At 61.2% G+C, this 19,470-nt stretch carries 14 protein-coding genes and 2 tRNA genes; 6 read left to right on the top strand and 10 right to left on the bottom strand.

The window, feature by feature from the left end; all coding sequences use genetic code 11:
* Positions 1-199: 199 nt before the first annotated feature.
* Positions 200-1,621: a peptide MFS transporter gene (locus EI291_RS05770; RefSeq protein ID WP_125418859.1), complete on the bottom strand. Its 1,422-nt coding sequence runs from the start codon at positions 1,619-1,621 to the stop codon at positions 200-202.
* Positions 1,622-1,890: 269 nt separating this feature from the next.
* On the opposite strand from EI291_RS05770, the gene pckA reads away from it, so the two are divergent.
* Positions 1,891-3,504 (top strand): phosphoenolpyruvate carboxykinase (ATP), encoded by a 1,614-nt coding sequence (gene pckA / locus EI291_RS05775; protein ID WP_125418860.1) that lies wholly within the window; start codon positions 1,891-1,893, stop codon positions 3,502-3,504.
* A gap of 78 nt (positions 3,505-3,582) precedes the next feature.
* Here the strand turns inward: pckA and EI291_RS05780 are convergent, their stop codons facing one another.
* A complete protein-coding gene (locus EI291_RS05780; protein ID WP_125418861.1) occupies positions 3,583-3,960 on the bottom strand; it encodes a hypothetical protein in 378 nt (125 codons plus the stop codon).
* Positions 3,961-4,038: 78 nt separating this feature from the next.
* Here EI291_RS05780 and EI291_RS05785 point away from each other — a divergent pair, with 78 nt between their 5' ends.
* Both EI291_RS05785 and EI291_RS05790 read left to right on the top strand, forming a co-directional pair.
* Positions 4,039-4,821 (top strand): S1/P1 nuclease, encoded by a 783-nt coding sequence (locus EI291_RS05785; protein WP_125418862.1) that lies wholly within the window; start codon positions 4,039-4,041, stop codon positions 4,819-4,821.
* Positions 4,822-4,917: 96 nt separating this feature from the next.
* The gene (locus EI291_RS05790) at positions 4,918-5,631 is read left to right on the top strand and encodes a 16S rRNA (uracil(1498)-N(3))-methyltransferase (RefSeq protein ID WP_125418863.1); all 714 of its coding nucleotides are present in this window, start codon (positions 4,918-4,920) and stop codon (positions 5,629-5,631) included.
* Positions 5,632-5,644: 13 nt separating this feature from the next.
* Here EI291_RS05790 and EI291_RS05795 read toward each other — a convergent pair whose 3' ends face one another.
* On the bottom strand, positions 5,645-6,358 hold the full coding sequence (locus EI291_RS05795; RefSeq protein ID WP_125418864.1) for a hypothetical protein: 714 nt from the start codon (positions 6,356-6,358) through the stop codon (positions 5,645-5,647).
* 120 nt (positions 6,359-6,478) lie between these two features.
* Here EI291_RS05795 and EI291_RS05800 point away from each other — a divergent pair, with 120 nt between their 5' ends.
* The gene (locus EI291_RS05800) at positions 6,479-7,147 is read left to right on the top strand and encodes a DUF4159 domain-containing protein (RefSeq protein WP_125418865.1); all 669 of its coding nucleotides are present in this window, start codon (positions 6,479-6,481) and stop codon (positions 7,145-7,147) included.
* Between the two features lie 73 nt (positions 7,148-7,220).
* Here the strand turns inward: EI291_RS05800 and EI291_RS05805 are convergent, their stop codons facing one another.
* The 5 genes from EI291_RS05805 to EI291_RS05825 all read right to left on the bottom strand — a co-directional run bounded on the left by EI291_RS05805 (position 7,221) and on the right by EI291_RS05825 (position 11,301).
* Complete coding sequence (locus EI291_RS05805; RefSeq protein ID WP_125418866.1) at positions 7,221-7,745, bottom strand: hypothetical protein; 525 nt, start codon at positions 7,743-7,745, stop codon at positions 7,221-7,223.
* A 69-nt stretch (positions 7,746-7,814) separates the two neighbouring features.
* Positions 7,815-8,384: a 1-acyl-sn-glycerol-3-phosphate acyltransferase gene (locus EI291_RS05810; RefSeq protein WP_125418867.1), complete on the bottom strand. Its 570-nt coding sequence runs from the start codon at positions 8,382-8,384 to the stop codon at positions 7,815-7,817.
* A 75-nt stretch (positions 8,385-8,459) separates the two neighbouring features.
* Positions 8,460-9,305, bottom strand: coding sequence for a patatin-like phospholipase family protein (locus tag EI291_RS05815; RefSeq protein ID WP_125419089.1), 846 nt, complete (start codon positions 9,303-9,305; stop codon positions 8,460-8,462).
* A gap of 56 nt (positions 9,306-9,361) precedes the next feature.
* Positions 9,362-10,204 carry an MBL fold metallo-hydrolase gene (locus tag EI291_RS05820; protein WP_125418868.1) on the bottom strand — a complete coding sequence of 281 codons (843 nt, stop codon included), beginning with the start codon at positions 10,202-10,204 and terminating at the stop codon, positions 9,362-9,364.
* A gap of 149 nt (positions 10,205-10,353) precedes the next feature.
* Entirely contained in the window at positions 10,354-11,301 is a 948-nt protein-coding gene (locus tag EI291_RS05825) for an acetyl-CoA carboxylase carboxyltransferase subunit alpha (RefSeq protein ID WP_125418869.1), read from the bottom strand.
* A 259-nt stretch (positions 11,302-11,560) separates the two neighbouring features.
* On the opposite strand from EI291_RS05825, the gene EI291_RS05830 reads away from it, so the two are divergent.
* Both EI291_RS05830 and EI291_RS05835 read left to right on the top strand, forming a co-directional pair.
* Positions 11,561-11,634, top strand: a tRNA-Asp gene (locus tag EI291_RS05830).
* 374 nt (positions 11,635-12,008) lie between these two features.
* Positions 12,009-12,082, top strand: a tRNA-Asp gene (locus tag EI291_RS05835).
* 42 nt (positions 12,083-12,124) lie between these two features.
* Here EI291_RS05835 and EI291_RS05840 read toward each other — a convergent pair.
* Together EI291_RS05840 and EI291_RS05845 are read right to left on the bottom strand one after the other, a co-directional pair.
* Entirely contained in the window at positions 12,125-13,078 is a 954-nt protein-coding gene (locus EI291_RS05840) for an ADP-ribosylglycohydrolase family protein (protein WP_125418870.1), read from the bottom strand.
* A 208-nt stretch (positions 13,079-13,286) separates the two neighbouring features.
* Positions 13,287-19,448, bottom strand: a complete 6,162-nt coding sequence (locus EI291_RS05845) for a carboxypeptidase-like regulatory domain-containing protein (protein WP_125418871.1) — start codon at positions 19,446-19,448, stop codon at positions 13,287-13,289.
* Positions 19,449-19,470: the final 22 nt, after the last annotated feature.

Raw genomic sequence — 19,470 nt, forward strand, 5'->3', positions numbered from 1 at the left:
CGTGTGCATTCTGTCAGACATAGAGTAGATACATTATAGAAGAAGCAAAAGCATGTATAGTCAGACTGCCAGATTGTAGTCAGCCGGTCAACCTACCATGCTCCCCATAAAAAAGCCCCGCCGGACCAATGTCCAACGAGGCTTTTATGTGAGAAACACGGAATTTGTGTAATCCGACGAATCCGTCTACATCCGTGATTTAGCCGCGGCCGTGCATCATAGCAAAGAGCTTGCGGGCCAGCAGCACCAGCACCAAGCCGGCGAAAATCACGAAGCCGGCAATGAGGCCGAACACCGTGAGAGCCCCCAGCTCTTCCACGTACTTGGCAATGTAGCCACCCGCAATCTGGGCCACGAAGGGTGCCAGGAACCACACGCCCATGAGCATGGACGTGAGGGCCGGCGGCGAGAGGCGCGACACCATGGATAGGCCCACCGGCGAGAGGCACAACTCACCTACCGTATGGAAGAAATACGTGGCAATCAGCCACCAGATACTGGCCTTGATGCTCTGGTCGGCAATATCGCCGCCGCGCTGCATGACCGCGCCCACCATGAACAGGAAGCCCACACCCAGCAGAATCATGCCCAGACCCATTTTCACGGGAATGCTCAAATCCTTGCCCTTGCGGCCCAGGCTTACCCACAGAGCCGCCACCGGCGCGCCCAGCAGCACAATAAAGCCGGCGTTAACCGACTGGAACCACGAAGTCGGAATCAGGAAGCCACCCACGTTCCGGTCGATAAACTTATCGGTGTAGAGCGTGAGCGAAGAACCGGCTTGCTCGAAGCCGGCCCAGAAGAACACCACGAACAGGGTGATGATGAAGATTACGGCCATGCGGTCGGTTTCTTCCTTGGTCAGCGGCTCTTTTACGGCCACTTTGGTAGAGTCGGCACTCTGGCCTTCGGGGTACATGCCCACGTCGCCCAGGTACTTTCTGCCCAGCAGGTTGAAGGCCAGCTGCCCGATGAGCATGCCGATACCGGCCGCCATAAAGCCGTAGCGGAAGCCGTAGCTCATGATTTCGCCGGCGGCATTCTTGGTGGCAAACAGGTTTTCGGCCAGGAAACCGCACACCAGCGGCGCAATGAACGCGCCGGTGTTGATGCCCATGTAGAAAATGGTAAACGCCGCGTCGCGCAGCGGGTCGCCCTGCTCATAGAGCTTACCTACGATGGTGGAGATATTGGGCTTGAAGAAGCCGTTACCCAGAATCAGCATCAGCAGGCCTACCAGCGTGGGCCAGGGCATGCCAAAAGCTGCCGCCTGCGTAGACAGTGAAGGCTGCATGAACAGGAAAAATTGCCCGACAGCCATGGTAAGGCCCCCGATGAGAATGGCCCGACGCTGCCCGATAAACTTATCGGCAATCCAGCCCCCAATGATGGGCGTAAAGTACACGAAGCCGGTAAAGTAGCCGTAGATGAGCGTAGCACTAGCCTCCGGGATACCCAGGCCTCCTTCAAGCGCTGTTTTGGTGAGGTAAAGCACCAACAGGCCCCGCATACCATAGTAGCTGAACCGTTCCCACATTTCGGTGAAGAATAGCAGGTAAAGTCCAGGCGGATGGCTTTGCCGCATGGTGGGCTGCTCCTGAACAGCGGAGGTCGTTTGCATGAAAAAAAGAAGTGAAGTGAAGAAAGAAATACCTGCGGCTGCAACCGCAGGGCAGGTTGGTAAAGCTACAAAAGTTTCGCAACCCAGCCGAAAGCCCCGACGCTGGCTTCCATCTCAACTGACAAACATTTGTAAGTAAGAAAAAAACCTAAGCGAAAATTCGCTCTTTTTTCTCCTTTCACCGTAGAGGGCTCGGGTTTTTGACTATTTTTGTTCTCGAATTCCCCCATTATCCCACCCAACCCCCAACCCGTTTTCGGCCCTTTTTTATGATGGATTCCGCCGCCAACGCTCGCCTCGCACCCCTGGGCATCTCCCACGCCGCCCAGGTGCACCTCAACCTCACCCCCGCCGAGCTGGTAGAGCATGCCCTGCGCCGGGGCGAAGGCACCCTCACCGACACCGGTGCGCTGATGGCCGATACCGGTCAGTTTACCGGCCGCTCCCCCAAAGACCGGTTTGTGGTAAAGGATGCCAGCACCGAAGAATCGGTATGGTGGGGCGACATTAACATCCCCTTCGACGCCGACAAGTTCGACCAGCTGCACCAGAAGATGGTGAAATATCTGGAAGACAAGGAAGTGTACGTGCGCGACGCCTACGCCGGTGCCAACCCCGACTACGAGCTGAAGCTGCGCGTGGTAAACGAGCTGGCCTGGCACAACCTGTTCTGCTACAACATGTTCCTGCGCCCCGCCGAGGGTGCGGATACCACCTGGACGCCCGATTTCAGCATCATCTGCGCCCCTGGCTTCGAGGCCGACCCAGCCGTGGATGGTACCCGCCAGAAGAACTTTGCCATTCTGAACTTCTCGAAGAAGATGATTCTGATTGGCGGCACGGGCTACGCCGGTGAGATGAAGAAGGGCATTTTTGGGGTGTTGAACTATCTGCTGCCCCACCAGCACAACACCCTGAGCATGCACTGCTCGGCCAACGTAGGCAAAGACGGCGACACGGCCATCTTCTTCGGCCTCTCGGGCACGGGTAAAACCACTCTCTCGGCCGACCCCAACCGCGGCCTCATCGGCGACGACGAGCACGGCTGGACGCCCGACGCGGGCATCTTCAACTTCGAGGGCGGCTGCTACGCCAAGGTGATTGACCTGAGCCAGGAGAAGGAGCCCGAAATCTGGAACGCCATCAAGTTTGGCTCCATCGTAGAAAATACGCGCTTCGTACCCGGCACCCACACCGTGGACTACGCCAACAAGAGCGTAACGGAAAACACCCGCACGGCCTACCCCATTCACTACATTCCGAATGCCATTGAGCCGTCGGTGGCCGGGGCACCCAAGAACATTTTCTTCCTGACGGCCGATGCGTTTGGCGTGCTGCCTCCCATCAGCAAGCTGGATAAGTGCCACGCCATGTACCACTTCATGAGCGGCTACACCGCCAAGGTAGCCGGCACCGAAATGGGCGTTACCGAGCCCCAGACCACTTTCTCAGCCTGCTTCGGCCAGGTGTTCCTGCCCCTGCACCCCACCAAGTACGCCGAGATGCTGGGCCAGAAAATGGAGGAAAACGACGTGAACGTGTGGCTGGTGAACACCGGCTGGACGGGCGGCTCCTACGGCGTTGGCTCGCGCATGAAGCTGGGCTACACCCGCGCCATGATTACGGCTGCCCTCAACGGCGAGTTGGACAACGTGGAGTTCCACAAGCACCCGGTGTTTGGCGTGGAAGTACCCGCCTCGGTACCCGGCGTGCCCACCGAAATTCTGGACCCGCGCAACACCTGGGCCGATAAAGAAGCCTACGACCGCACGGCCGCCGACCTGGCCGAGAAGTTCGTGCACAACTTCCAGCGGTACGCCGACTATGCCAACGAGGACATCCTCGCTGGCGCGCCTAAAGTAGCCGTGGCCGCCGGCGTGTAACGCCCCGCGCCTTCTGCTTTCGGGCATGTAAAAGCCCCTCGAGTTGCAGCTCGAGGGGCTTTTTGCTTGGCTTCTACTTTAGATAGAGCTGGATTGCAGCAGTTTACTGGCGGCTTGTTTTTCCAGAGTGCCCTTGACAAGCAGGCCCGCTCCGAACAACAGTATTCCTACATACACCACGTAGCTCCCACCCAGATACAGCCAACTTAACAGGCTGAGCACTACGCCGCCAACTATAAACACGGCCCCAATCGTTACCAGCATTTGGGCGGCTTTGAGCTTTTTGCGGGCATCTTCGGTAACCAGCAGCCGCTGCATCTTCTGATATTTTTGGGCTAGCTGCTCTACTTGTTCGGGCATGGCACCTTCTTCCAGCAGCATAGGCACTACTTCCTGGGGCCGGCCGGCGGTGTAGAGTTGGATGGCGCGTTTCTGCGCGTATTTTTCTCGGTACATGATAACGTAGGGATACTGGGAAAGGCGGCAAATCTAGTAAGTTTGTCTTCTGACTTCATTCCTTTTCCTGTTAGTTGTATGCGTAAGCGCCTGTTGCCGCTGCTGCTGGCCCTGCTGTCACCCCTGAGCCTGTGGGCCTGGGGCGCGGAAGGACACCGCACCGTCGGAAAAATTGCCGAACACCACCTCTCCCGCCACGCCCGCCGTGAGGTGAAGAAGCTGCTGGGCACCGAAACCCTCACCCTAGTGAGCACCTGGCCCGATGAAATCCGCTTCTACCCGGAGTTCAAAGACACGGCCCCCTGGCACTACGTGAATACCCCCTCCGGCCTGGGCCACGACGCCTACATTCAGGCCGTGAAAACCCAGACCAACGCCAACGCCTACTCGGCCCTGGAAACGCAGTTGCGCATTCTCGGCGACGAGAGCAAGCCGCAGGCTGAGCGCGCCGCCGCGCTGAAATACGTGGTGCACATCGTAGGTGACATTCACCAGCCCATGCACACGGGCCACGCCGAAGACAAAGGCGGCAACGACATCAAGCTAAAATACCGTGGCAAGGACACCAACCTGCACAGCCTCTGGGACAGTGGCCTGATTGACTATCAAGGCCTCAGCTACACCGAAATGGCCTGCCAGTACGACCGGAAGCTGCGCCACAGCCAAGCGCGTGCCTTCCAGAAAAGCACGCCCGAAGAGTGGCTGTGGGAATCGTACTCCTCCAGCGAGAAGCTGTACCAGGAGACTCCCGACGGCACCGACGTGGACTACAAATACTACCCCGCCCACGCCGAGCTGATGAAGCAGCGTATGGTGGAAGCCGGCGTCCGGCTGGCTGGTCTGCTCAACGACGTGCTGTAGACTGTCCTACTATTCCGACCTATTCCAACGCCCCGTTGACTTCGTGTAACGGGGCGTTTTGCGTTTCTGCTGCCCAATTCGCCCTACCTTTGCCCCATGCCGCACACCTTTTTCGCCCCTGACCTCAGCACTGCCCTCACCTACCAACTCCCCGAAGATGAGAGTAAGCACGCCGTACGCGTATTGCGTCTCTCCGAAGGCGACCCGGTAGTGCTACTGAATGGGCAGGGCGGCGTGTTTGAAGCGGAGGTGGCTGAGGCCAATCCCAAACGCTGCCAGCTGCGGGTAGTGCAGTCCCAGTTGGTGGCCCGCCGCCCCTACCACGTACACCTGGCCGTGGCCCCCACCAAAAACCTCGACCGCATGGAGTGGCTGGTGGAAAAAGCCACTGAAATAGGCGTGGACCAGATTACGTTTCTGCGCTGCGCCCGCTCGGAGCGGCGTGAGCTAAAGCTGGACCGACTGGAGAAAATAGCAATCAGTGCCCTCAAACAGTCGGGCCAAGCCTGGCTGCCGCAGCTTACAGAACTCACCGATTTCGGCCGCTTCTTGCCCACCGTCGCGCCCGAAACCACGTTTATCGCCCATTTGGAAGATGGCGAGCGGACCCCGCTGGCAAGGGTAGCCGCCACGGCCAACACCTGCTGCGTCCTCATTGGGCCCGAGGGAGACTTTACACCCCAGGAAATTGACGCCGCCTTTGCCCGGGGCATCCGGCCCGTAACACTGGGCGCATCCCGCCTGCGTACCGAAACAGCTGCCCTGGCCGCCGTGCACACGGCGCACGTGGTGCGGGAGCTGGCGGGGTAAAGGCGCGCTTTGCTCAGGCGGAGAAATAGCGCACTTCGGTATCGTTGTGCAGATCTTGAAAATCAAACACTAAGCAGGTTATCTTCATCAGGAGCTGCATGCTGTGGGCCAAATCCTCCGCCGTAGCCAGCGGCTGAAATGCCAGCAGCTTGTCCTTATGGTCGTAATAGGTGAACCCGAGGTTGCGTAATCGGCGCAGATGCACAGGGCGAATGGTAGATTCTTGGCGGTGGCGGATCAGCTCAGGTAGCGTTAGAATTAAGGTTCGACGCACACGCCGGATGGAAAGGCACAACCGCGTGGACTTACTCAATACCAAGGTAAAAGCAGCGAGGTCCCCAGCCAACAGTTGTTTCATGAGCTCCTGCAGTACAGAAGTATTAGTTGGCGGACTGGATGCAGCGTCCAAAAGTTTCTGGCGTTGCTGTTCGTAATTCAGCAGCATTTCATGGTGCAGCCCATGCGGCTCCTGCTTTGCCGTTATTGCCCGTTGCAAAAAACGAATCCACCGATCTACCTGCTCCAACTCATCTGCATGCTTATTTTGAAGCAGCTGTAGCAAATGTATCTGGTGTTTCACCAAGTGCTGCCCCTTCTGAATACGAGCAGCCAAGCGGTAGTCCTGCTCTTGCAAAGCTTCGCGTAATTGCTTGGCCAACGCACGTTGTTCGCGCGTGTAGTAGTTTAGTAGTAGCGTACTATTTTCGGTCATATTGAATACTGTCACGTGAATTCGTAGTAGCCGTGTTAAAGTAGCAACACCCACACGAATTTATAGCGCAGCGCGGCCGTTAAGCCTTGTATCACCACACATGGTGGCCGCCACATGCTTCCTTTTTTCCTGCCTATGCATCGGTTATTCGCGTTTTTGCTTCTCCTTGTTTTACCGCTGGTGGCCGCCGGGCCGCCGCTCGCACCCAGCTTCCGCATTGCGAAGCTGCACTACGGTGGGGGTGGCGACTGGTACGCCAACAAAACCAGCCTGCCCAACCTCATCCGCTTCTGCAACCAGACGCTGCGCACCAACATTGACCCTGAGGAAGGGACCGTAGAGCTGGATTCGCCGGAGCTGCTCACCTACCCCTTTGTGCACATGACCGGCCACGGCAACGTCACGTTCACCGACGCGGAGGCCCGCAACCTGCGCCGCTACCTAATGGGAGGCGGTTTCCTGCACATCGACGACAACTACGGCCTCGATAAATTCATCCGGCCCGAGATGAAAAAAGTGTTTCCGGAGCTGGAATTCGTGGAACTGCCCTTCTCCCACCCCGTGTACCACCAGAAGTTTCAGTTTCCGCGCGGTCTGCCTAAGGTGCACGAGCACGACGGCAAGCGACCCCAGGGCTTTGGCCTGCTCTATAAAGGTCGGCTGGTGTGCTTCTACAGCTTCGAGTGCGACCTGGGCAACGGCTGGGAGGACCTAGGTACGTACCCTGAGGACACGCCAGCCGTGCACGAAGCCGCCCTCAAAATGGGCGCGAATCTGGTTACCTACGCCCTGACACAGGAGTAAGCTACTCAAAAGCAGCACTGGCATCAAAAAAACCGCAAGCATGGGCTTGCGGTTTTTTTGATGCCAGTGCTGCTTAAAACCGTCGTTGCAGAATTTCGCCCAGCACGAAGGCAGCGCGCACACTGGCCGGATTCTTCAGCATTTCACTTAGCGTCTGGCGGGTATCCTGGGTATTCACCGGCGGACGCGACCAGTAGTCGTCGGGGTTGGGCTGGCTGGCGGCCCGGGGCAGTGTTGCAGCCCGGCGCGCTTCCCGCTGGGGCACTTCCAGCGAGTGGGGTGAGGCTGGCTTTTCGAGGGAGCGAGCCGGAGCTGTGGTCTGCTCCAGGCTACGAGACCGGGGCGCAGCCTCCATCGGCAGTGGCCGCCCAGCCATGGTAGTAGCCGCTGGCGCTGGCGCAGCAGGAGGCCGGGCGCTGGCCTGAAACTGCTTGAGCAGCTCGTCGAAGCTGCCGGCGGGCAGGCTAGCTGGTTTGCCGGTGGTGCGGGGCCGCTCCCGCTGCTCACGCGCCGTAGTGGCCCGCGCCTTCTGCACCATTCGCCAGATGAATACCCCCAGCCCAATCAGAATCCAGAGCAGTGCTTTCAGTTCCGCCATTGTGCAACAGGAAAACGGGTTGAAGAATCCGGTAGCGCCCGTCCGATCCGGCAGATCCGGTACGCGGCCTTAACGTACGCCTTTTTCGGGGAAGCGGCCTTTTTTGGTGCGGTAGAAAGCTTTGATTTCCTCCAAGTCCTTCTCGTAGTCGCCGGTGGGCCAGAACGCCGGGCCCACGCCGGCTTCCTTTTTCTCGTAATCGAGGTAACCCAGCAGAATAGGCACCCCCGCTCCCAGGGCAGCGTGGTAGAAGCCTTTGCGCCACTTCGGCTGATAGGACCGGGTCCCCTCCGGTGTAATCAGAATGACCAGCTCCTCCCGCTCGTTAAACAGCTGCACCATGCCATCCACGAGGCTGTTGTTTTTGCTACGGTCCACGGCCAGGCCGCCCAGGCTGCGCACCAGCGCACCCAGTACCGGAATGGTGGTCCACTCCTTTTTGATGGTGAGCTTCACATCTACGTCCATCAGGAAGAAAGCCGCCCGCGCAAACATGAAGTCCCAGTTGCTAGTGTGCGGTGCGGCAATCATCATGCTTTTTTTGATGCCGGGAGGCACCGGATACCCCAAGTGCCAGCCCGTCAGCCAGAACCAGAATTTAGAAAACAGGTACCAGAAGGTAGAAGTCTTTCGAGCCATAGTACAAAAAGCAGCAGCCGGGTGGGGTTAAGTGGCTACCAGAATTCAAAGCTAGAGAAATGCGGCGGATGCCCCCTATTCCGGTGCCAGTAACGCCCGCAGCTCCGGTTCCCGGCGCAGGGTATAGCGGTAGCCAATGTCGAACAGCTCAGGGGCACGGCGGAAGCTCAGGGTGCGGTACTGGCATAGCTCCGGCGGCTCCAGCAGCAGGTGGCACAGCTGCTTACTGAGCACCGTATTGCCCCCAATTGCCAGGTTGAAGGTACGCTCCACCAACGCCCGCATGTTGGGCACCTGTGCTTCCGGGTTAGGCGGATTGCAATGCACACCCACCACGCGTAAATGGGCCGGTGCTCCTTCCAGCAGCGCTTCCACGGGCAGGTTGTTCAGCAGCCCGCCATCCACCAGTTGCCGCCCCTGGTACTCCACCGGTCGGTACAGGATGGGTACGGCCGCCGAAGCCAGCAAGGGCGGCAGCAGGGGGCCGCTGGAAAAGCGCACGGAAGTACCGGCCAGCAAATCGGTAGCCACCAGCGTGAGTGGTAGCCGTAGCTGCTCGAAGGTGCAGCCCACGCCCAAATGCTGCTCCAGCAGGCTTCCTACGGCATCCAGGTGCAGAATACCGTGGCGACTGAGGGCAACACGGGTAAGGCGGGCAATACGCAGCTCCTGCAACAGCCGTAGAACTTCCCGCGGGGGCATGCCTGCCGCATACAGCGCCGCCACAATCCCTCCCGATGACACACCCGACAGACACGCTACAGGCAGTTGCAGCTCATCCAGGGCCGCCAGCACGCCCAAATGAGCAATGCCCCGGGCTCCCCCACCGGAAAGTGCCAGCCCCAGTTGGTAGCTGATGGTCGGGGCCTGGGTTCCGGTGGCTTGCACCTCGTTTACGGAAGGAGGCGGTACGGTCGGCATCACGGAATTGGCGAGGCAGTAAGTGACGAAAAACCAAAAACCAGCAGTAAACCGCCCTACAGCTCGCTTAACCGGAAGCGCTCCGCCACCCGAACACCTTTTTCGGTATCCTGCACGGTTATGCATTCGGTTTGCGCGTCATGCTCCAGTACCAGCACCCAGTTTTCGGCGGCGGCACGGCGCAGCAGGGCCTCTTTTTCCTGCATCGTTACCAGTGGGCGCATATCATAGCCCATCACGTAGGGCAGCGGCACATGAGCGGCGCTAGGTATCAGGTCGGCCACGAAGGCGACCGTGCGGCCCTTGTACTGCAGCACCGGCAGCATCATTTTTTCAGTGTGACCATCTACGAATACGATTTCCTGGAACATCGGCAGCCCGGCCGGCACGCCCTCCTGTACAAACTGCAGGTGGCCACTTTCCTGAATAGGCCGAATATTTTCCTGCAGAAAACTGGCTTTCTCGCGCGGATTGGGCGTTAGGGCCCAGTCCCAATGCGCTTGGTTGCTCCAGTACGTGGCGTTGGGGAAGGCCGGCAGCAGCTTGGCATCCGGCGTGCGCACCACGGCTCCGCCCACGTGGTCGAAATGCAGATGGGTCAGGAATACGTCGGTGATGTCGGCGGATGTGAAGCCGAGTTGCCGCAGGGAGTTTTCCAGCGTATCGTCGCCGTGCAGGTAGAAGTGGCCCCGGAACTTGTCGTCCTGCTTGCTGCCGATGCCGGTATCTACCAGCGTCAGGCGGCCTGCGTCTTCCACCAACAGGCAGCGCAACGCCCAGGTACACATATTGTTGTCATCGGCGGGCACCAGCTTCTGCCACATGCTTTTGGGCACCACGCCAAACATGGCACCGCCATCCAGTTTGAACAGGCCGGTATCGAGGGTATGAACGGTCATAGGGAGTGGGTGGGGTTGGAACAGTAAAGGAATAAAAAAATGTCATCCTGAGCAGAGCGAAGGACCTTATCACGTTGCAACGATTTGTTCAGCTGTGATAAAGTCCTTCGCTTCGCTCAGGATGACAAGGTTTTTTTAGCCGCTTGCTGTTACTCCAGCACCACGCCCATATTCGAGAACTTATCGATGCGCTGGCTGATGCGCTCCTCGTGGGGCAGTGCCTCCAGCTCATCGAGGGTTTTGAGGATGGTTTTCTTCAGCGTTTTGATCATGGTGGCCGCGTCGGTGTGGGCACCGCCCAGGGGCTCCTTCACGATGCCGTCCACGAGCTTGTTGCCCAGCATGTCGGTGGCCGTGAGCTTGAGGGCCTCGGCGGCCTGTTCCTTATAGTCCCAGCTGCGCCACAGGATGCTGCTGCACGACTCCGGCGAAATAACCGAGTACCAAGTGTTTTCCAGCATCAGCACCCGGTCGCCGATGGCAATACCCAGGGCTCCACCCGAGGCACCTTCGCCAATGATGATGCAGATAACCGGCACCTTCAGCAGGAACATTTCCTTGAGGTTGCGGGCAATGGCCTCGCCCTGGCCCCGCTCCTCGGCCTCCAGGCCAGGAAATGCGCCGGGCGTATCAATGAGCGTTACGATGGGCTTACCAAACTTTTCGGCCAGCTTCATCAGGCGCAGGGCCTTGCGGTAGCCCTCAGGGTTGGGCATACCGAAGTTGCGGAGTTGACGCTGCTTGGTGTTGCGCCCCTTTTGTTGCCCGATAAACATTACCGAGCGGCCGTCAATTTCTCCGAATCCGCCCACCATGGCCTTATCATCGCCCACGGTCCGGTCGCCGTGCAGCTCGATGAACTTCTCAGTCATGCCCTCAATATAGTCGAGGGTATAAGGCCGGTCGGGGTGGCGTGAGAGTTGCACGCGCTGCCAGCGCGTGAGATTTTGGTACGTTTCTTTTTTAAGCGCTTTTATTTTGGCTTCGAGGGCCGTTACAGCGTCCGATACATCTACCTGGCTATCGAGGGCCAGTTGTTGCATTTCGCGGAGCTTGCCTTCGAGAGCGGCAATTGGTTGTTCGAAATCGAGGAGCATTGCCACGGCAGAGTGCGTCTTGGAGGTGCGAGGAGTTGGGTTGAGAAGAAAGCAAAGGTAAGCGAAGGGCCGGATACAGTGTGCTGCTTGCTTGCCGGGATTTTTTCAAAAAACTTTCTCCCTGACTGCCAGCCCAAAACAGATCAGACAACTGCTTTTTTTAACTTTTTTTATTCCTAAGGTTGCACAGTCCATTTCGGCCCTCTACTTTTGCATCATCAAAACAGGAAGGGCACACGGCCTGACCAGTGAGATAAACGGTTCGGTAGTTCAGTCGGTTAGAATGCCGCCCTGTCACGGCGGAGGTCGCGGGTTCGAGTCCCGTCCGGACCGCAAAGGCCCTTCAGAGAAATCTGGAGGGCCTTTTGCTTTTTCCGGCTTGTGGCTTTTACACTCCCCTCCTACAGGCTGGCTTGCAGCTGAGTCAGGGAATTCACCGGTCATAATGGCGTTTACAGGTGCCGATGTTTAGGTCAGGTACCTAATGGGCCCGGCTGCTTTCTATTGGGTTGGCGGTTAAAACAGGTACTCAAGAAAAATTTTCAACTTTTTTTCAAAGGCTATTCGGTTTAGTAACAGACCAATACCCCTGTAAAAACCACGCCTACGCTGCCGCAATGCAGTTTTTTGTTTGCACAGTCAAAATCGACCTTCTATATTTGCATCATCAAAACGGAAGGACACACGATCTGACCCAATGATGAAACGGTTCGGTAGTTCAGTCGGTTAGAATGCCGCCCTGTCACGGCGGAGGTCGCGGGTTCGAGTCCCGTCCGGACCGCAAAAAGCCCCAGCATCAAATGATGCTGGGGCTTTTTCGGCTTTACGCCGTTGCCTCCGTTGCTCGGTGGGCTAAGTTTTCAATATCGGCCCGGCGGGCCAGCACCTGCAGCCACTCGGACGGAATAGCGGCCTCGCCGTAGTACAAGCCGGCCAAACCGCCGGTTACGGCCCCGGTGGTGTCGGTGTCGTCGCCGAGGTTGACGGCGGCCAGCACGGTTTCGGCGTAGGTTTCGTGACGGAGCAGGCACCAGAGGCTGGCTTCCAGAGTGTGCATCACATAGCCCCCGCTGTCGATGGCCGTAACGGCTATATCGGGCAGACGGCCACTCAGGATGCGCTCAAACTTATCAGCTTCATGGGCCGGAATATTCAGCTCAAGTAACTGAGCTGGGGCCGCAGTGCGCATGGCGGTGTAGGCGGCGGCCGGCGAGTGGCCGGCGCGCAGGTGGCGGGCTATTTCCAGGTACAGAAAACACGCCACGGCCGAGCGGATGTGCCCGTGCGTAACGGCCGACACCTGCCGGATCAGCTCAAAACGCTCCGGTAGCGGGGCATTTTCCTGATAGAAAGCCAGCGGCAGAATCCGCATCAGGGAGCCGTTGCCGTTGCTGTATTCATCGGTCTTGCCAGCCAGGATCAGGTCGGGGTCGGATTGCAGTCGGCTCAGGGCCTCCCGGGTGGTGATGCCGATATCGAACACCCGGCCGTGGGGCGTCCAGAGGTTTTCGTAGTACCAGCGGCGGCTGTATTCGGCCACTTTGCCCACGCTGAATCCATCGGCAATGGCCTGGGCCAGGCAGAAAGTAAGCGAGGCATCATCGGACCAGGTGCCGGCGGGCTGGTGGTGGGTGCCGTATTCGCGCATGTGCACCACGGGGTCTTGGCGGCGGGCGGGGCGGCTTTGAAACTCAACGGGCACGCCCAAAGCGTCGCCCACGGCCAGGCCCAGTAACGCAGAACGGAGTTGGGATTCGCGGGAGGGTATAGCTGTCATGCAGTATATAAAGAGGGATACGCGCCCAAATTACGAGGAGAACAGGAATTGGGTGATGGTATGATGAGGTGACAGGTTGGTCCGTCATTCCGAGCGCAGCCGAGGAATCTCGCGTGCTGACGTCTGGTTTACTACTACAACATCAGCACGCGAGATTTCTCGGCTGCGCTCGGAATGACGTTCTTTTTATCAATTACCGTTCACCACCTCACCGTATTACCGCCTGCTTGCTGGCGGAGCGGCCGTAGCGGGTGGGGAAGTACATCAGCTCGGCTTTGGCGGGGTTGACGGTATAGTGGCCCCGGTAGCGCGGCTGCAGGGCAATGCGGAATGTGTGGCGGCCGACGGGCAGCACATCCATGAAAATGCCCACCTGGTGGCGCAGGTACTCCCGGTGCACCTCAAAGGCGTTGCCGCGCGCTGGCTCCCCGTAGGAGCAGCCCGCCGGGATGGGCACTTCCAGCAGTACGTAGCGGGCTTCGGCTTTTACCTCCACGGTTACTTCCAGCTCGGCCGGCTGCCCGGCCGGTAGCTGCACGCTGCTACTCTCCTGCCCGGCCAGGCGGGTGCGCACCACGAAAGGAGCGGCTACGGCGGCCGGCGCGGGGTTCCAGAACGATTGATAGGCCGTGGCGTACACCGGCAGGCCGCCCTGCTTGTGCAACGTGAGCGGCCCGGCAGCTGCCGGCATTGTCGTCTCAAACGGGAATTTGTTGATTTCCTGGGTGAGCCCGCCGCTGAGCCGGGCCCGGGCCGTGAGGCCGCCGCTGGCCGGCACCACCAGGTCGGGGCCGATGGTGGCCAGAATTTGGGCGGCTTCGTAGGTACTGGCCCAATGGCCCTGCTGGCGGCGCTGCTGCAATAAGTATGTTCGGATGCGCAACAGCTCCCGCTCCTGTCCGCCCTGGGCCCGGAGCAGCCGGTACGCCAGCAGCGTATTGCCGACGCGGTCCGGCAGAAGGTACCGGTAATATGAGCCCGTGTGCAGCGTATCGGCATAAAATACTCCGCCCAGCTCCGTACGCAGGCGGTAGCGACGCAGCGTATCCAACTGGAACGGCAGGCCGGTTTGCTGGCGCAGCTGCGTGAGGGCCAGGTACCGGTCGAGGGGCTGGCGGCCGCGCGGCTCCTGCTCCATGCGCCGGATCAGGGTGGCGAAATCTGGCTGGGCGCCCAGCCGGTAGAGCAGGTGCAGCAGCCGGATCCGGTCATCATCGGTTCGGAAATACAGGGCATCGAGGCGCTGCCCGTTGGGCGTGGCGGCCAGGGCCTGCCGCACAGCCGCATCAGCAAAGGCCATGTCCAGTTGCCGGAGCAGAAACTGCCGGAACGGGGCTTTGTCCAGCGCCACTTTGTAGCCCTGCTCCTCGGCCTGCAGCAAGGCCTCCAGCACGTGCAGCGTGGCCCAGGGGCTCACCGGCGACGTGGGCCAGGTGCCCCACAGGCCTTCCGGCTGATGGCGGCCGCGCAGCAGGTGCCGAATGAGCCGCTCTACGTTGCGGCCTTCTTTGAAAGGCTGCTGCAACCCCTGCCGGATGCGCTGCTCCAGCAGCAGCCCCAGCAGCTTGGAAGCCGCCTGCTCGTTGCAGAGGTACGCGTACCCCTGCAGGTGCCGGATTTCCTCCAGCAGCACGGGCAACGGGTCGCTTTCCAGCCGCACCGTCACGGGGCCCAGCTCCGGGCGTACTGACAGGGTAAGGGTCGTATCGGGGGCGGTAACGACGGCGAAGGTGCCCACCCGCTCCCGGGTACCGGCCGGCAATACCGGCAGGTGCCGCAACTCCCCATCCTGATAGCCGTTGGGCTGCATCAGGCTGAAGCTCACGGACACGGAATCGGTATCGGAGGGGGCCGTGAAGGTGAGCGTATCCACGGCCGACGTGGCCACACGGCGGGCCTGAGTGCGGGCCGGCCCCTCGCCTACCCGGAAGCGGATGGTTACCTGGGCCGTATCGGGCAGGTAGTTGAGGGTTTTGCCCAGCACCTGCGGCCGGTCGCCCTGCACCAGGAAGCGTGGAGCGGCCAACTCTCCCATCACGGCTTTAAAAGACCGAAGCTTCTGGGTGAAGCAGCCGGTGCGGGCGTGGTTGTCGGAGGCCAGCACGAAGGTATCCCAGCCGGTAATATCGTCGGGAATAATCACCTCGGTGCGGGCCTGGCCCTGCTGGTCGGTCACCAGCGTGGGGCGCCACCAGCCCACGTCCGAGAAGCGCTGCCGCAGGGACAGGCGCGGGTCGCGGCCGGCGGCCAGGGGCAGGCCATCGGGGCCCAGCGCGGCCGGAGCACCATTCAGGCCCGGGGCCGGACGGCCGGGCACCCCGTTTTTGGTAGTGATGATCAGAACCCCATTGGCCGCCCGAGAGCCGTACATAGCCATGGCCGACTCGGGTTTCAGCACCTGCACGTTGGCAATCAGGTCGGGGCTGAGGCTGCTCAGGTCGCCGCTGTACGGCAGCCCGTCCACAATAAGCAACGGCTGGCCGCCTGGTAAGCTACTGGCTCCGCGGATCATAACGCGGCTCCGGCCATCGGGCAACGTCTGAATCTGCAGGCCGGCTACCTTACCCTGCAGGTCTTGGGTTGAGGCAATGCTTTCCACCGCTACAGGTTGGCCTCCCACCTTCGTCACGCCGAAGCCTGTCACAACCACTTCCTGCAACTGCTTACTGTCCGTTGCCAACGCCTCCCGGATATCCAGCCCATCAATCCGGCGCTCCTTCGATACATAGCCGATAGAGGAAAACGTTAAAACACTGCCTTCGAGCGGGGCAGACAGCACGAAGCTGCCATCAGCCTGCGTGCTGACGCCGATGGTGGTGCCCTTCAGCAGCACCGTTACGCCGGGCAGTCCCTCCCCGGTGGACCGGTCAGTAACGCGGCCGCGCACCACCACCCAGCCGGGCTGCGGAATGACGGGAGTGGCTACCGGAATTTCGCGGCGGGCTTCCAGCTCTTCTTTTGGGGTGGGCTGAGCGGCCAGCAGGCGCCGGTCAATTTCGCGGGTGATGCGGCGCTTGAAGGTGCGCCAGGCTGGGCCGGTGGTAAGGCGGTCCAGGGAATCCAGCTGTACATAAGTGGTCCCGTTGGCCTGCACCTGAACATCAATGGCCGGGGCCAGTACGGAGTTATCGGCCAGCAGCAGCGCCAGGCGGTAGCGGCCGGGCGGCAAGCCGTGCACCGGCTGCGGCAGGTAGCGCAACAGCCGGTTGAAAGCAGGTACCGATGGCTGCGTGACCAATGTATACAGCACCGGCGGCAACCCAATACGGCCGCGCTGCACCGGCAGGCGCACCTCTACCCGCCCCTGTCCGGCTGGGGTGCTGGTGGGGTTGAGCAGCAATGGCTCGGGGCGGGGCGCGTGGTAGTAGCTGGTAGCCGGGCGGGGCCGCAGGTCGGCTTCGGTGTAGGCGAAATCGGCCAGGGGCAGCCGGGTAAAATCAGCTGACGCGTCCAGCCGGCCCAGCCGGTCATCGGGCAAACTGCGCATTTTCAGCAGGCCCGCCGTAAACGTGTAGCGGAAGCCGGGCTCATGCAGAAACACCTGGCGCAGCCCATCGGAGCGGCGCAGCAGCACCGAATCAGGGCGGAACGGGCCGGCCAGCCAGGTATACTGGCTTTCGGACTGGTAGCGAAAGGGTATGGCCGGGCGGTTGGGCAGCTGGGGCCGGCCCTCGCCCACGGCCTGCAGGCGGTTGCCCTGGCGCAACAGCAGCCGCTCGTGCGGCTGATTCCGGTCGATGAGCAGCAGAAACCGGCTCAGCTCACGCTGCTCCTGCACGGTCACGGGGCCCAGCTTCTCTACCTGCAGCTCGTGGCAGGGGTGGTTAGGGTCGATGCTGAGCGTGAGCTTGTGCAGGTGGCGCAGGCGCACATCGTGCAGGGTAATGCGGTGGGTGGGCGTCCGGATAGCCACCACGTGCCGGCCGCTGTCGGCCACCAGCGCGAAAGGCTCTTCCCCATTTACGGCCGCCACATACACCGGCAGGCCATCCACGTACACCGCCACCGTGGGCTGCACCCGACCGGAATCCACCACAAACGGAGCCAGCTGCGTGATGCCGCCGGGCGCCGGACGGTACTCGTAAAACGCACCAAACTCGGGGTACAGGAACTGATAAAACCGCAGCGAGTCGAGGCCCAGCCGCTGCCGCCACGCGCCCCAAGGCAACGGCTGCTGCGCCGGCTGATCGGCGTTATTCTCGAAGCCCGCGCCCAGCCCGAACCGCCGCCAGGAAATGCGTCCCTGCACCGCCGGCTCAAAATCGGGCAGGGCGGGCGCATCCGGCTGGTCGAACTTGCTGGTGTAGGCGTAGGCCGTCAGGTCGGCGCGGGGCACGGGGCGGCCGGCGCCGTCGCGCACGGTATAGCGCAGCTGCACTTTCTGGCCGGGGTACACCACTTCGGGCTGGTCGGCCTCAATGGTGAGCCGGTGCTGGGGCAGCGGCACGTTGTACTCGGCCGTGCGCAGCTGCCCGCCCCAGAAGTAATGCAGCGACACGTACCACGGCTCAGAGCCCAGGGCAGGCAGCCGCAATGCAAGGGCCGTGGTGTACTCGCGGCGCACCAGGGTGTTGCCCCGGTACAGATAGTACCAGAAGGAAAGCCGGCGCGGGTTATCCAGGGCCAGGAAAATGGAATCTGGGGTGCGGTCGGAGCGCACCAGCAGGCCGGCATTATCGGCGGCGAGAAACAGGGTGGCGGCGTGCTGCTGCGCATCCTGCAGCTGGTAGCGGGTGGCGCGGGCATCCACGGGGCGGGCCAGCGGCAGCGTTACCGCTTCCCGCGTGGTCATCTCCCCTTTCTCAGCATTGAACCGGGTAACGCGCAGCGTGGCCGCTCCCGGCCGGGACTTGCCATCGACCAGGTAGCGGGCCACCACGGAATCCTGGCGCAGCTCCAGCTGCAGCTCCCCTTCTTCCAGCACATACCCCACGGTGGCAGCCTGCGTGCGGCGCTCATTGTCGCTGTTCAGGAACACGGCTTGCACCTGGTAGGTGAGGTTGGCGGCGGGCAGAGCCGTAGCGGGCAGGTTCAGGCGGGTTTCACCGACGGCATCCAGCGGCTGGGCGCGGGTCCAGAGGGTATCGGGCACAAACACCTGCCGGCCGGGGAAGCGGCCCACGCCGGCGGGCGTCACGCTCAGCCGCACGCGGGCATCCAGCAGGTTCAGCTCGTTGGCATCCTGCCCCCGCAGAAACAGCGCCTGCGTGGTGCCGGTCCGGTGCGTGGTCTGGGCCGGGCGTAGGGTGTAGCGCGTGTTTTTCAGCTCGTAGTCTTCCATCCGGAAGCTGCTTTCCGCCACCGTTTGACCGTTCCGGCCCGGCTGCACCAGCTCCAGGGCAATGCGCTGGTCGGCACGCAGATTCAGGGTATCCAGCAGCGGGGCCGCGTACTCGTAGGAGCCTGGCCGCACCGGCCGCAGCACGGCCAGCAGCCGGCTCCGGCGGTCCTGCTCGGGCAGGAGGCGCAGCTCCAGCGGGCGGCGGTAGGGCCGCCCGTGGCGGCTGAGGATGCGGGCCTTCAGGCGCAGCGTATCGGCCTGGGGGCGGTAGCGGGGCTTGCTCAGCGCCAGATACGTCTGCCACCGTTGCCCGTGCTGCTCGGCCCGTCGGTCCTGCCGCTCCTCCCGCGCATCGGCGCTGAATGCGGCCCGCACCAGCCCAATGGGCCCGGTGTACACATTGGAAGCATACCGCAGCTGCCCCACCAGCGTGCGTACCGGCCCGGTCAGCAGCCCCAGCGGAAACCCGAATACCACCCGCTGGTACACCCGTCGCCAGGTAAGCGGGTAATGGCGGCCGGAAGGGCGCTGATATGGAAACGTCTGGGTAAGCGCGTGAAATGTGGTGCGGCCGCCCTGCTCCACCGCCAGCAGCCCTGCCCGCGCCCTGCGCCCGGACAGGCGGTAGGTTTGCGTAGCCGCATCAAACGGCACAGCGCGGCCTTTGGGCAGGGTCACGCGGGCATCGGGCAGCAGCCGGCCCACGGAGTCCAGCACCAGCACCGACAGATCCACCTGATTATCCAGCAGCGTGAGCTGCCGGCTGGTGCGGGCGTGCAGCCAGAACACCAACTGCGGCCCTTCGGTGTGGGCCACCAGGTAGTAACCCAGCGGCAGGGCCGCCAGCCGCAGCCGGCCCAGCGAGTCGGCATCCGTCGGAAACGAATCCACTGCTTGCGTGAAGAACTCCGGGCGGGCCGCGTTCAGCCCCCGCTCGTAGAGCACGCGCGTCTGGCTATCCGTCAGGCGAAATACTTTCGTGAAATAACTGCGCTGCCGGGCCACCGCTACCGGCTGCTGCGCGGAGCCAGCAACAGCAGTGGCCAGCAAAAAAATCAACAGAAACAGCGGACGTAAAAATTGCAACATAGGCCGGTTGAAGTATAATTTC

Source organism: Hymenobacter rigui, from assembly GCF_003944715.1.
Classification (GTDB): Bacteria; Bacteroidota; Bacteroidia; order Cytophagales; family Hymenobacteraceae; genus Hymenobacter; species Hymenobacter rigui.